The sequence below is a fragment of the Serratia sp. AKBS12 genome (genome assembly GCF_024793895.1).
GTDB lineage: Bacteria > Pseudomonadota > Gammaproteobacteria > Enterobacterales > Enterobacteriaceae > Serratia_F.
In genome coordinates, this window is record NZ_JANUSB010000006.1 from 122,644 (window position 1) to 135,775 (window position 13,132).

11 protein-coding genes are annotated in these 13,132 nt (G+C 53.0%); 5 read left to right on the forward strand and 6 right to left on the reverse strand.

Going from position 1 to position 13,132, the window contains the following annotated elements; all coding sequences use genetic code 11:
- The first annotated feature begins 1 nt into the window (after position 1).
- Positions 2–1,414, forward strand: a complete 1,413-nt coding sequence (glnG, locus tag NYE85_RS04550; RefSeq protein WP_259003247.1) for a nitrogen regulation protein NR(I) — start codon at positions 2–4, stop codon at positions 1,412–1,414.
- A gap of 65 nt (positions 1,415–1,479) precedes the next feature.
- Here the strand turns inward: glnG and hemN are convergent, their stop codons facing one another.
- Together hemN and yihI are read right to left on the reverse strand one after the other, a co-directional pair.
- The gene (hemN, locus tag NYE85_RS04555) at positions 1,480–2,853 is read right to left on the reverse strand and encodes an oxygen-independent coproporphyrinogen III oxidase (RefSeq protein ID WP_259003249.1); all 1,374 of its coding nucleotides are present in this window, start codon (positions 2,851–2,853) and stop codon (positions 1,480–1,482) included.
- A gap of 185 nt (positions 2,854–3,038) precedes the next feature.
- Complete coding sequence (gene yihI, locus NYE85_RS04565; RefSeq protein WP_259003253.1) at positions 3,039–3,575, reverse strand: Der GTPase-activating protein YihI; 537 nt, start codon at positions 3,573–3,575, stop codon at positions 3,039–3,041.
- A 744-nt stretch (positions 3,576–4,319) separates the two neighbouring features.
- Between yihI and yihA the strand changes: the two genes are divergently transcribed.
- On the forward strand, positions 4,320–4,970 hold the full coding sequence (gene yihA / locus NYE85_RS04570; protein ID WP_039992483.1) for a ribosome biogenesis GTP-binding protein YihA/YsxC: 651 nt from the start codon (positions 4,320–4,322) through the stop codon (positions 4,968–4,970).
- Positions 4,971–5,488: 518 nt separating this feature from the next.
- Here yihA and polA read toward each other — a convergent pair.
- Positions 5,489–8,290 carry a DNA polymerase I gene (gene polA, locus NYE85_RS04575; RefSeq protein WP_259003256.1) on the reverse strand — a complete coding sequence of 934 codons (2,802 nt, stop codon included), beginning with the start codon at positions 8,288–8,290 and terminating at the stop codon, positions 5,489–5,491.
- Positions 8,291–8,787: 497 nt separating this feature from the next.
- Between polA and NYE85_RS04580 the strand changes: the two genes are divergently transcribed.
- Positions 8,788–9,684, forward strand: a complete 897-nt coding sequence (locus NYE85_RS04580) for an acyltransferase (RefSeq protein ID WP_259003258.1) — start codon at positions 8,788–8,790, stop codon at positions 9,682–9,684.
- A 40-nt stretch (positions 9,685–9,724) separates the two neighbouring features.
- Here the strand turns inward: NYE85_RS04580 and dsbA are convergent, their stop codons facing one another.
- From dsbA to NYE85_RS04595, 3 genes are all read right to left on the reverse strand, one after another.
- Positions 9,725–10,348: a thiol:disulfide interchange protein DsbA gene (dsbA, locus tag NYE85_RS04585; protein WP_259003260.1), complete on the reverse strand. Its 624-nt coding sequence runs from the start codon at positions 10,346–10,348 to the stop codon at positions 9,725–9,727.
- Between the two features lie 29 nt (positions 10,349–10,377).
- The gene (locus NYE85_RS04590; RefSeq protein ID WP_259003262.1) at positions 10,378–11,364 is read right to left on the reverse strand and encodes a serine/threonine protein kinase; all 987 of its coding nucleotides are present in this window, start codon (positions 11,362–11,364) and stop codon (positions 10,378–10,380) included.
- 90 nt (positions 11,365–11,454) lie between these two features.
- Positions 11,455–11,724: a YihD family protein gene (locus NYE85_RS04595; RefSeq protein ID WP_259003264.1), complete on the reverse strand. Its 270-nt coding sequence runs from the start codon at positions 11,722–11,724 to the stop codon at positions 11,455–11,457.
- 150 nt (positions 11,725–11,874) lie between these two features.
- Here NYE85_RS04595 and mobA point away from each other — a divergent pair, with 150 nt between their 5' ends.
- Both mobA and mobB read left to right on the forward strand, forming a co-directional pair.
- Complete coding sequence (mobA, locus tag NYE85_RS04600) at positions 11,875–12,465, forward strand: molybdenum cofactor guanylyltransferase MobA (RefSeq protein WP_259003266.1); 591 nt, start codon at positions 11,875–11,877, stop codon at positions 12,463–12,465.
- Positions 12,462–12,974, forward strand: coding sequence for a molybdopterin-guanine dinucleotide biosynthesis protein MobB (gene mobB, locus NYE85_RS04605; RefSeq protein ID WP_259003268.1), 513 nt, complete (start codon positions 12,462–12,464; stop codon positions 12,972–12,974). Before mobA ends, mobB begins: the two co-directional genes overlap by 4 nt.
- The last annotated feature ends 158 nt before the right edge of the window (positions 12,975–13,132 follow it).

Consider the following 13,132-nt stretch of genomic DNA (forward strand, 5'->3'; position numbering starts at 1 on the left):
TATGCAACGAGGGATAGTGTGGATCGTCGATGATGATAGCTCCATCCGCTGGGTGCTTGAACGTGCACTCACCGGTGCGGGCATGAGCTGCGCCACCTTCGACAGCGGTAACGACGTGCTGGAAGCGTTGTCGACGCAAACGCCAGACGTGTTGCTGTCCGATATTCGCATGCCGGGTATGGATGGTTTGGCGCTGCTCAAGCAAATTAAACAGCGCCATCCGATGCTTCCGGTCATCATCATGACCGCCCATTCGGATCTCGACGCGGCGGTCAGCGCCTATCAACAGGGGGCGTTCGACTATTTGCCGAAGCCTTTCGACATTGATGAAGCGGTGGCGCTGGTGGAACGCGCCATCAGCCATTATCAGGAACAGCAGCAACCGGCGCGCAGCCAACCGGCCAGTGGCCCAACTGCCGACATCATTGGCGAAGCGCCGGCGATGCAGGACGTGTTTCGCATCATCGGTCGCCTGTCGCGTTCGTCGATAAGCGTGCTGATCAACGGCGAATCCGGCACCGGCAAGGAGCTGGTGGCGCATGCCTTGCACCGGCACAGCCCACGCGTCAAGTCGCCGTTTATCGCGTTGAACATGGCGGCAATCCCAAAAGACCTGATCGAGTCCGAGCTGTTTGGCCACGAGAAAGGCGCTTTTACCGGCGCCAACCAGATCCGCCAGGGCCGTTTTGAACAGGCCGACGGTGGCACCCTGTTCCTGGATGAAATTGGCGATATGCCACTGGATGTTCAGACTCGCTTACTGCGCGTACTGGCGGATGGCCAATTCTATCGGGTCGGCGGCTATGCGCCGGTGAAGGTCGACGTGCGGATTATCGCCGCCACGCACCAGAACCTGGAACTGCGCGTGCAGGAAGGCAAATTCCGCGAGGATCTGTTCCACCGTCTGAACGTCATCCGCGTCCATCTGCCGCCTCTGCGCGAGCGTCGTGAGGATATCCCACGCCTGGCGCGTTATTTCCTGCAGGTGGCGGCCAAAGAGCTGGGGGTGGAAGCAAAGAATCTGCATCCGGAAACCGAAATCGCCCTGACGCGCCTGCCCTGGCCGGGCAACGTACGCCAGTTGGAAAACACCTGTCGCTGGCTGACGGTGATGGCTGCCGGCCAGGAAGTGTTAATTCAGGATTTGCCCAGCGAACTGTTCGAAACCGCCGCGCCAGAAACCGGAGGGCACAGTTTGCCGGACAGTTGGGCCACGCTGCTGGCGCAATGGGCCGATCGCGCGCTGCGTTCCGGACATCAAAACCTGCTGTCGGAAGCCCAGCCGGAAATGGAGCGCACCCTGCTCACCACCGCGCTGCGCCATACCCAGGGGCACAAGCAGGAAGCCGCCCGTCTGTTGGGATGGGGGCGCAATACGCTGACGCGCAAACTGAAAGAGCTGGGAATGGAATAACTACCGCATTGCTGCGTTAAGACAACCTAACAGCCGCCATTCATGCCTGGCGGCTGTTTTTTACGCTAGATCACCCGCGAAAATTGCTGGGCGCGCGCCTGTTTGCGCAGGTAGATATCAAAGCACATGCAAATGTTGCGAATCAGCAGGCGGCCACGCGGCGTCACGCGAATCCCCTGCGCATCCCTCTCCACCAGCCCGTCACGCTCAAACGGTGCCAGCAGTTGCAGATCCTGCGAAAAGTAATCAGAAAAATCAATCGCATACTGTTGTTCAATTGGCTGATAAGCCAACTGGAAATTACAGATTAGCGTTTTGATCACATCGCGACGCAGGCAGTCATCGTCGCTCATCGCCAAACCACGCCACAGTGCAGTACCCTGCCGTTCAACGCTGTCGTAATAGTTCTTCAACAGTTTCTGGTTTTGCGCATAGCTGTCGCCCAACATGCTGATGGCGGAAACGCCCAACCCCAGCAGATCGCTGTCACCCTGGGTGGTGTAGCCCTGGAAATTGCGGTGCAGCTTGCCTTCGCGCTGCGCCACCGCCAGTTCATCATCAGGTCGGGCAAAGTGGTCCATGCCGATAAACTGATAACCGGATTGTGTTAACGAGGCGATGGTCTGCTGCAGGATATCCAGCTTTTGCTGCGCATCGGGCAAGTCGGCGTCCTTGATTTTACGCTGGGCGGCGAACAGCTCGGGCAGATGCGCATAGTTGAACACGCTGAGCCGGTCCGGGTTCAGTTCCGCCACTCGCGCCAAGGTAAAAGCAAAGCTTTCCGGCGTTTGCCTGGGCAGACCATAAATAAGATCAATATTGGTGGAGTTGAAACCCAACGCCTTGGCGCGCGCTATCAAGGCGAAGATAAAGTCTTCATCCTGCTCGCGGTTAACCAGCCGCTGCACGTCCTTATTGAAGTCCTGCACGCCCATGCTCAGGCGATTGAAGCCCTCGTGGCGTAAATGATCGAGCACATCCAGCTCAATTTCGCGCGGATCGACCTCGATCGACATTTCCGCATCCGGCAGGAAATCAAAGTGCTGGCGCAGCATTGCCACCAGCCGGCTGATCTGCGCTTTGTCGAGATAGGTTGGCGTTCCGCCGCCCCAATGCATCTGGCTGACCTGACGCCCGGCAAACAGCGGCGCCCGTGCGGCGATTTCACGCGCCAGTATCGCAAGATAGTCATCTGCCTTATGGGTCTGACGCGTCACCAGTTTGTTGCAACCGCAGAAATAACAGAGCTTGTGGCAAAATGGAATATGCACGTACAGCGACAGCGGCCGCTCGGGATAGCGCGCCGCGGCGCGTAGGAACGCCGCGTCGTCATAGCTCTGGTTGAATTCCAGCGCAGTGGGGTATGAGGTGTAACGTGGCCCTGAATAATTGTACTTTTGGATCAGGGCCAAATCCCAGACAATCGCCTGTTCTGACATTGCTTACTCCTTTTCCGTGCTCGTTTCTGCCGGGGCCGGGAAAGGGGCATTGCTCTACGCTGTCTGGCCACGGAAGCGCTGCGCAAGCGCGCTTTGCGCCGCGACAGCCGCCATAGTTTACCGAATAACCACAGCAGATAACATGTTAACAGTAAGGTTATTGCCAGAATCGGCCACATGGCGCGTTAAAATACGTCTTTTGGGTTACCACTCTTGAGCAACTTCAGGATATCTTCCTGCTTTTCTTCTTCTTCGTCGTCGTCATCACCCAGCTCAATGCCGAGTTGTTCCATCAGCGCATCGATACGATCCAGCGTTTGGTCGACGTAAGCCTGATCTTCAGCACTCAGCGTCTCACCGTCATCAATACGGTCCAGCAATGCATCCAGACGTTCGTCGTTTTCCAGCTTCGCCAGTTCTTCTTCCGGCGTCAGGCGCGGCTTGCTGGCGGCTTTTGGCTTGGTCTGCGGCTTGGCCTTTGCCTTGCCTTCCACCAGCAATGGCACAGGCGTTTTGCTACCGATACGCGGATCTTTCGCCTCGCCTGACGCTGAGTTTTTCTGTTTGCCGCTCTCTACCTGAGTACGAGAACCGGACGCCAGACCACGGCGTTTTTTCAAACGCTTGCGCTCGCGGGCTTCCTGATCGAGTTCCACACGACTTTTCTTTTTGGTTTTTGGCGTCGCCGCTTTACCGCGGGGCGCTTTTGAAGGCTGGTTCATAGCGTTATGCTCTTGAGTATTAGATTCTTCAGTATAGAGGAGCTATACGATTGGGCGGAATCTAGCAGAAAGCAGACAAATAAAAAAGGCGACAGGTTAAACCCGCCGCCTTTTTCAGTCCTTCGTTTGAAGGATATGGCTGCTACGCGCTCCATGCGCACATTCAACATCCCAATTTTTCCATCTGCTATAAATGCAATCCCTGCCACTACGTCCTTCATCCTGAAAGAAAAATCATCCTTGGGCGCAATCCATTCGCTACCACTCTTCCTGAGTGTGCTTCCCGCCAGCATCCGATTGCAAATACTTCACCATCCGTGTGCTGCCAACCCTTCCGCGGTTAACAGGCCAATTCCATCTGAAAACATCCTGGCACTCATTGCACATCCGGTGCGTTCCCTGAGATTTATTGTTCTTCCCGAACATTCCTGATCCTTCGCGTCCTGCGATGGAAGCTACTTTACGCGTATTCAGGCCTCTCTCAAGGTACTTACTACCGCAAGGTGGCAATATTATGCAGTTCGAAGAATTAACTTTTTGTTTTATATAAAAAAGAACAATTGGTCCTTTCGAATAAAGCGATATATCCCCATGTTCGAATGGTCAATGTCTTACACGAAGCTGCGGGTAAAAAGGCAAAAAACGGCATGCCAAGCGGTTAAAAATCAGAAAGCGGCCCATTTTCGCGCTGATGCAGTTATAATCGCCCCCCAGAAAGCCATGCTCATTCGGAGACGAAAAATTTTGACCAGCAAGAATTACAATTATCACATGACCCATTTCGTCACCAGTGCGCCCGACATTCGCCATTTACCGGCGGATGCGGGTATTGAGGTGGCGTTTGCCGGCCGCTCCAATGCCGGTAAATCTAGCGCACTGAATACGCTTACCAATCAGAAAAGCCTGGCGCGTACCAGTAAAACGCCGGGGCGCACCCAGTTGATTAACCTGTTTGAAGTGGAAGACGGCATTCGCCTGGTCGACCTGCCGGGCTACGGCTACGCCGAAGTTCCCGAAGAAATGAAACGCAAGTGGCAACGCGCCCTGGGCGAATATTTGCAAATGCGCAACTGCCTGAAGGGGTTGGTAGTGCTGATGGATATCCGCCACCCGCTGAAAGATCTCGATCAGCAAATGATTCAATGGGCGGTCGACGTGGGCACGCCGGTATTGGTGTTACTGACCAAGGCCGACAAACTGGCGTCCGGTGCGCGCAAGGCGCAGGTCAATATGGTACGTGAAGCGGTATTGGCATTTATGGGCGACATTCAGGTTGAACCGTTCTCTTCACCGAAGAAAATCGGCGTCGACAAGCTGAGCCAAAAGCTGAATACCTGGTTCAATGAGATCCCACCGGAAGTGCTGCCAGAAGAAGATGACATCGGCGGTGAATAACGCCTGCACCGCAGTCTAATACGCAGGGTCCATGCAAAGGGGCCCTTTTTTTATCTGCCCCGCGGTTTTGTTACATAATTACAGTTTTGACAAGAAACCATCATAAATGCTTATGACCATCTTACGGCCGATCGCGCGGATTTCTGGGTGAATTACGGGAATATCATGCTGGAGCCATTGGTGAGGTGATAGGAAAAACCAATGGTTAGTTTTTGTTTTTACAATAAAAAACGCCCCAGTCAATACTGACTGGGGCGGCTAATATTCAGCCAAATCCGATTACGTGAAGTAAAAGGTCTGAAAGATAGAACATCTTACCTCTGTACCCTACATCTGTAACTCTACATCATTTTTTCGCAGGGCAAAAGAATTTTTTGTTGTTTACTTACACAATTTACGCCGCTATTGACGTAATATTGCGGCAACAATCACCGCTTAATGTAGCTAAATTACGAAAAAAGCTTGGTTTTTCACCAGGTACCGTTAATAGCAAGCAGAAAAAGGCTGAACGGCGCCGATTAATGCGCCTCTTCCCAGTTCTTGCCCACACCGATATCCACCTTCAACGGCACCGCCAGTTCCATGCTCCCTTCCATCAAGCTACGGATACGCTGGCAGGCTTCATCCATCGCAGATTCATGCACCTCAAATACCAATTCATCGTGAACCTGCATGATCATACGCACCTGCGGCTGTTGTTGGCTTTGTAACCAGGCATCGACGGCAATCATCGCCCGCTTGATAATGTCCGCCGCCGTACCCTGCATAGGCGCGTTGATTGCCGCACGCTCTGCCGCCTTGCGGCGCATGCCATTGCTGGAGCGAACGTCCGGCAGATACAGACGACGCCCGTCCAGGGTGCTGACATACCCCTGCTCAGACGCCTGCTGGCGGGTGCGTTCCATATATTCCAGCACGCCTGGATAACGTTCAAAATACAGATCCATATAACGCTGTGCTTCACCGCGCGGGATCCCCAACTGACGGGCCAGGCCAAAGGCGCTCATGCCGTAAATCAGGCCGAAGTTAATCGCCTTGGCACTGCGGCGCTGTTCGTTGGTGACTTTATCCAGCGGCAGGCCAAAGACTTCGGCAGCAGTGGCGCGGTGAATGTCCTTGCCGGCGGCGAACGCATTGAGCAGACCCTTATCTTGCGACAGATGTGCCATGATGCGTAACTCAATCTGCGAGTAGTCGGCCGCCACAATACGGTAACCTGCCGGTGCGATAAACGCCTGGCGAATACGCCGCCCCTCATCATTGCGAACCGGAATGTTTTGCAGGTTAGGATCGCTGGAAGATAAGCGACCGGTCGCCGTGACCGCCTGGTGATAAGAGGTATGCACACGCCCGCTAATCGGATTGATCATCAGCGGCAGCTTGTCGGTGTAGGTAGTTTTCAGCTTCGCCAAACCACGATATTCAAGGATCACTTTCGGCAATGGGTAGTCCAGCGCCAGTTCCGCCAGCACTTCTTCGTTGGTCGACGGCGCGCCGCCCGGCGTTTTCTTCAATACCGGCAGCTTTTGTTTTTCATACAGAATTGCCTGCAACTGCTTGGTGGATGCCAGATTGAACGGCTCTTCGGCCAGCTCATGCGCCTGAATTTCCAGTTCGCCAAGCCGTTTGGTCAGCTCTTTGGAGTGCGACGCCAGAATATGCTGGTCAATCAACACCCCGGTGCGCTCAATGTGCGACAGCACCGGCAGTAATGGCATTTCGATCTCGTTGAACACTTTCAATTGCCCGGCACTTTCCTGCAGCTTGGGCCACATCGCCAGGTGTAACTGTAGCGTCACGTCGGCGTCTTCCGCCGCATACGGCGCGGCCTGCTCCAACGCAATCTGGTTGAACGTCAGCTGGTTTTTCCCTTTGCCGGCGATTTCTTCAAATGTGATGGTTTTATGATCGAGATAGCGATCGGACAGGCTATCCATATCATGGCGACCGCTGACGCTGTCCAGTACGTACGATTCCAGCATGGTGTCATAGGCAATGCCGCGCAGATCAATGTCGTAACGTGCCAGCAGGCTTTTATCAAACTTGAGGTTCTGGCCTACCTTCAAGGCTCTTTCATCCTCCAGCAGCGGCTTCAGTGTTTCCAGTACGTATGCGCGATCCAGCTGTGCCGGCGCATCCAGATAGTCATGCGCGACCGGCAAATAGGCGGCCACCCCGGGTTCGATGGCAAAAGACAGGCCAATCAGGTTGGCGGTCAGCGTATCCAGTCCGTCGGTTTCCGTGTCAAAGGCAAAAACATCGGCCTTTTTCAGGCGCTCAAGCCACTCGGCAAAGGTGCTTTCTTCCAGAATGGTGACGTACCCCTCCTGTGACAGTTTGGCTTCCGCCACCGCTTTGGGGGTTTCTGACGTCACGCTGGATGGCTTTGGCCCATTGGCCGTTTTGGCACCGTTACCTTTTTTGTTTTGCAGCCAGGTGCCAGCCTCAACGTCCGCCAGCCAGCGTTTGAACTCATAGTGTTTGAATAGCTGTTGCAGTTGATCGGCATCTTGTTCGACAACGGTAAGATCGGCGCAGGTGATCTCCAGTTCGACGTCGGTTTTAATGGTGGCCAGTTGATAAGACAGGTAGGCCACCTCTTTATTCTGTTCCAGCTTGGCCGCCATAGTCTTGGCGCCGCGGAAACTGAGGGCCGCAATACCGTCAAGATTGCCATACAGCGCATCCAGGCCGCCCAGACCTTGCAGCAATGCCTGTGCTGTCTTCTCACCGACACCAGGCACGCCTGGAATGTTATCTGAAGAATCGCCCATCAGCGCCAGAAAATCGATGATCAGCTCCGGCGGCACGCCATATTTGTCACACACTTCCTGCGGACCGAGGATGGTGTTGTTCATGGTATTTATCAGGGTGATATTCGGCGTTACCAACTGCGCCATGTCTTTATCACCTGTACTAATCAATACCGCATGGCCGGCCTTTTCCGCTGCTTGCGCCAGCGTGCCGATAACGTCATCGGCCTCAACGCCCGGTATAACCAGCAGCGGCAACCCCATCGCCTTCACCATGCGATGCAGCGGCTCAATCTGCGCACGTAAATCATCAGGCATCGGAGGCCGGTGGGATTTATATTCTGCAAACAGTTCATCACGGAAGGTTTTGCCTTTGGCATCAAAAACCACCGCCACATGACTCGGCTGGTACTGCAATAGCAGGCTACGCAGCATATTCAGCACACCGTACATCGCCCCGGTAGGTTCACCGGCGGAGTTGGTCAGTGGCGGGAAGGCGTGATAGGCGCGATAGAGGTAAGAGGAACCGTCTACCAGGATCAATGGGTTTTCTGCAATCTGGGCCATAGCGTTTCTTTTTTCGTGAGAAGACTACGCTAAGGATGCCATAGCTGGCCGCCAGAGACGAACCTTAGCGTGCATTACGGCTAAAAATGATCGGATCTTGCTAAGCGATCCGCACGATCCTGCCTGTGGATAACTTTGTGCATAGAAAAACGAATGGATTATAAAATAGAGGGCAGGTCGTTAAATGAAGATAAAATCCCCAGATAAATCATCGTACTAGAATTTATCCTAACGGCGAAATGTATTAATTGACGTTTTTTGATTTTGTGGATATTACTGGCGCGAAATTTTAATCGCACAATAAATCAAATTTGGCGCCTCAATTACCATAGCACAAGATAAGAGAGTTGCACGAAAACCCACCAAATAATCCGCTGCACCGAGAAAAAAACAGCTACTTTTTGATAACGCTTTCTCTAGGCAGTTTCTGGTAAAATCTGTCTTCGCGCCTACCCCGGCATACCTAATTCTGTTTTTTCAAGCACCAGCCCATAACCATGCCAAAAGTGTTAGCCCCTGTTGTTTTTATCATTTCTACACTATTGACCATACTGCTGACGGTATTATGCTCAATCCCTATCGCGGCGGCCGGTATCGTCAAGCTGCTGGTGCCCATTCCTGTTATATGGCGAGGTATTTCCGCCTTTGCCGATGCCATGATGTGGTGCTGGTGCCAGGGTTTGGCGGTACTATTACGCCTTAACCGGCAATTGGAATGGGATATTGAAGGACTTGTCGGGCTAGACCGTAAAAATTGGTACCTGCTGATCAGCAATCATGAAAGCTGGTCGGATATTGTGGTGCTGTGCGTATTGTTCCGTAATCGCATTCCCATGAACAAGTATTTTCTGAAACAGCAGCTCGCCTGGGTACCTTTCGTCGGCCTGGCTTGCTGGGCGCTCGACATGCCGTTCATGAAACGCTATTCACGAGCTTATTTGCTTAAGCACCCGGAAAAACGCGGCAAGGATATTGAAACCACCCGCCGTTCCTGTGAGAAGTTTCGCCAACGCCCCACCACCATCGTCAATTTCGTCGAGGGTTCGCGCTTCACCGAAAGCAAAAAGATAAAAACCCGCTCGCCCTATCGCAATTTACTGGCACCAAAGGCTGCAGGTATTGCTTTTACGCTCAGTGCATTAGGCAATCAATTTGACCGCGTATTGAATGTCACGCTGCATTATCCCGATAATAGTCAACGGCCATTCCTGGATATGCTATGCGGACGGCTAAAGCGCGTGGTGGTACGTATCGACACGTTACCTATCGATGCAACACTGCACGGCGATTACTTTAACGACAAGCATTTTAAACGGCAGTTTCAGCTGTGGCTGAATGCACTGTGGCTGGAAAAAGATCGCTTGCTGGATAAAATCAAACGCCAATACCAATAAAAAACGCCGGATCAACCGGCGTTTTTATCTGTAACAGCGATTATTTTTGCTGGCTGAGGAATTTAACTACATCAGCAAATTGCTTCACGTAAGCGTCCATTGAGCTGGTGTCCAGGCCATCGTTTTTCACCATGTATTTGCCATTGACAAATACCGCTGGCACACCACGCAGCTGAAGATCTTCCGCCGCCTTTTCCTGCTGAACGACCAGCGATTTCACCACGAAGCTATTCAACGCCGCATCGTAATCTTCCGCTTTCACCCCGGCTTTAATAAAGACGTTGCGAATGTCATCTGGCGTTTGAACGGTTTGAGTTTTCTGCACCGCTTCAAACATTGGCTGAGTAATTTTGTCTTCCACACCCAGCGCCATGGCAACAGCCCATGCCTGCGTCAGTTGCTTACCCATCGGCCCCAGGAATTCAACGTGGTACTTGGTCATTTTGGTTCCGACCGGCAATGCTTTTTTCACCGCGTCAGAAACGTGATAAACCTCTTCGAACTGATAGCAGTGCGGGCAGTAGAAAGAGAAGAATTCCAGCACCTGCGGCTCGCCGGTGACCGGCTTATCTAACGTAACATATTGGTTTCCATCGCTAAACTGTGCAGCTGAGGCACCGAATGCCATCATCATGCCAACAAGTGCCAACCATACTTTCTTCATAAGAATAAACTCTCCATTGTGTTAAAGCTTCAATACATTGGCATCAGCTGTAGAGGAGGTTCCTGCAACAGCTTAACCTGTTCGGTGAATGCCGCGGTCTGAGACAACCAGAAATCAGACTCCGCCATCCAGGGAAAACTTCGCGGAAATGCCGGATCCTGCCAACGCCGTGCCACCCAGGCGAGGTAATACACCATACGCATCGCGCGTAGCGGTTCGATCAACGCCAATTCAGCCTGATCAAACTCGGCAAATTCGCCGTAGGCTTCCAGCAAAATATCCAACTGCATTAATTGATCGCGACGTTCACCGTGTAATAGCATCCAGAGATCCTGCACCGCCGGCCCGTTACGTGCGTCATCAAGATCGACGAACAACGGCCCGTCACGCCACAAAATATTACCTGGATGGCAGTCACCATGCAGGCGCAAGGGTTGCCAATCGAGATGCCAGCGGGGTTTGATTGCCTCAATCAGCTTATCCGTCGCCGCCAGGAAACCCGCTCGCTGAGCCTTGGGCACCAGATTGCAGCTTGCCAGCTCCGTTCGCGGTGCGGTGAGATATTCATCGATACCCATAGTAGGACGTTCGACAAAGCGCTTCTCAGCACCAACCTGATGTATGCGTCCCAGAAAACGGCCGACCCACTCCAGGTGATCCAGATTGTCTATTTCGTATTGCCGTCCCCCGACGCTCGGGAATACGGTAAAGAAAAAGCCGCCGTACTGATGCAGCGTTTTACCTTGCAACATCAAGGGCGCTACCGCAGGAATTTCTGCGTCGGCCAAATCGTGCGCAAATTGATGTTCTTCACCAATCTGTGCCGCACTCCAACGTTCCGGGCGATAAAACTTCACCACATAGCGCTGACGGGCTTCATCCATAAACTGGTAAACGCGGTTTTCGTAACTGTTTAATGCCGTCAGGCCGGAATCGACGCGTAGGCCAACCCCTTCCAGCGCATCCATAATCAGATCGGGGGAAAGGGTGTCAAAATTAAACGCAGAGTTGTTCATAACAACATTCATTTTAGCTTGGCGACAACACTGTGCCGGGAATGAAAATAGTAGCATCGATCGTGCACAGGCTCATGTTGCTTACCCGATCTAGTCTTTTATCACGCCACGTGCACGCAACAACGCCGTTTTGAAGTCTTCTTCATAGTCTTTCTGCAAACCTGGGATTTGCTCTGTGCCGGCAGTGCCGCGCATCTTCAAATGGTAGATCAGAACATCATCGCTCAGGTCGGTAAGCTCGCCTTGAAAACCCGCTTCCTGCGCCAGTTTGTGTAAAAACTGCACCAGATTAAGATCGGGATCTTGCTGCCAGGCTGGTTGCAATAACTCAATCAGCTCGTTGACACGATGCGTTTTCATTTTAGATTCATCCAGTGAAATACATAAACCCACAAAGTAACAGGCTTGACTACTCAGTGAAAGAAGCAGCTTGTCAATAAAGGTAAATCCTGATGTCTGGGTGGCTTTAGCGCTACAATCAGGGCGTTAGCCTTTGGTGGAATGACGATTATGCATGCAGAAATTACCGGCGTGATCCTGGCCGGCGGCCGGGCGCGCCGAATGAATGGCGAAGACAAGGGATTGGTGCAAATAGGCGACCAGGCGTTGTACCAGCATACGCTGGCGCGTTTGCAGCCCCAGGTGGGCAAGGTATTGATCAGCGCCAACCGTAACCTGGCGCAGTACCAGCGCAGCGGTTGGCCGGTGATTGGCGATCTGCAGCCTGGTTTTGCCGGGCCATTGGCGGGGATGCTGGCGGGTTTGCAACATGCCGCCACCGAGTGGGTGGTATTCGTTCCCTGTGATGTTCCAGATTTCCCTGAGTCGCTGGTAGAGACGCTATGGCAAGGCAGACAAGGTGCGTTGGCAGCCTATGCCAGCGATGGCCAGCGCGCACACCCCACGCTGGCATTACTGCATAACAGCCTGGCCCCCCGTTTGGCGCAATACCTGGCCCAGGGCGAACGCAAGTTAATGTTGTTTTTAGATGCCGTCGGCGCCAGCAAGGTGGTGTTCAGCAGTCAATCATCTGCTTTTCATAATTTGAATACCCACGAAGATTGCCTGTCATGGCAACGAGCAAAAGGAATCAGCCAATGAGTGCCCGTCTACCCCCGATGCTGGCCATTGCCGCCTATAGCGGTACCGGTAAAACCACGCTACTCAAGCAGGTGATTCCTGCTTTAAGGCAGCGGCAGATACGCGTAGGCCTGATTAAGCATACGCATCATGATATGGATGTGGATACGCCGGGCAAAGACAGCTACGAACTGCGTAAAGCGGGAGCCGATCAGACGCTGGTTGCCAGCGATCGCCGTTGGGCATTGATGACCGAAACGCCGGAGCAGCAACCGTTGGATCTGGCCTTTCTGGCAAGCCGTTTTGATACCGCCAACGTGGATATCATTTTGGTGGAAGGCTTTAAACATGAGCGAATCAGCAAGATTATTCTATACCGTGCCAGCGTCGGCAGGCCGTTGGGGGAAATGTTGGATGAACACGTTATTGCAGTCGCCAGCGATCGGTCAGTGGACTACCCCGGCCAGCAGCTAGATATCAACGATCCACAGGCGGTTGCCAATTTTATTGCCGATTGGCTGGAGAAGTAAGGAACAAGCGGTAGAAATGCCGCTTTATTTTCGTCAGCCCAAAACAAAAAGCCCCACGCTTGCGCGTAGGGCTTGTTGCTTTATTTGATGCCTGGCAGTGTCCTACTCTCGCATGGGGAGACCCCACACTACCATCGGCGCTACGGCGTTTCACTTCT

Excerpts from the sequence above, each read along its gene's own strand:
- hemN (WP_259003249.1), bottom strand. The coding sequence starts at position 2,853 with ATGTCAGAACAGGCGATTGTCTGGGATTTGGCCCTGATCCAAAAGTAC.
- dsbA (WP_259003260.1), bottom strand. The coding sequence starts at position 10,348 with ATGAAGAAAGTATGGTTGGCACTTGTTGGCATGATGATGGCATTCGGT.
- NYE85_RS04595 (WP_259003264.1), bottom strand. The coding sequence starts at position 11,724 with ATGAAAACGCATCGTGTCAACGAGCTGATTGAGTTATTGCAACCAGCC.
- NYE85_RS04580 (WP_259003258.1), top strand. The coding sequence starts at position 8,788 with ATGCCAAAAGTGTTAGCCCCTGTTGTTTTTATCATTTCTACACTATTG.
- glnG (WP_259003247.1), top strand. The coding sequence starts at position 2 with ATGCAACGAGGGATAGTGTGGATCGTCGATGATGATAGCTCCATCCGC.
- NYE85_RS04590 (WP_259003262.1), bottom strand. The coding sequence starts at position 11,364 with ATGAACAACTCTGCGTTTAATTTTGACACCCTTTCCCCCGATCTGATT.
- yihI (WP_259003253.1), bottom strand. The coding sequence starts at position 3,575 with ATGAACCAGCCTTCAAAAGCGCCCCGCGGTAAAGCGGCGACGCCAAAA.
- polA (WP_259003256.1), bottom strand. The coding sequence starts at position 8,290 with ATGGCCCAGATTGCAGAAAACCCATTGATCCTGGTAGACGGTTCCTCT.
- mobB (WP_259003268.1), top strand. The coding sequence starts at position 12,462 with ATGAGTGCCCGTCTACCCCCGATGCTGGCCATTGCCGCCTATAGCGGT.
- mobA (WP_259003266.1), top strand. The coding sequence starts at position 11,875 with ATGCATGCAGAAATTACCGGCGTGATCCTGGCCGGCGGCCGGGCGCGC.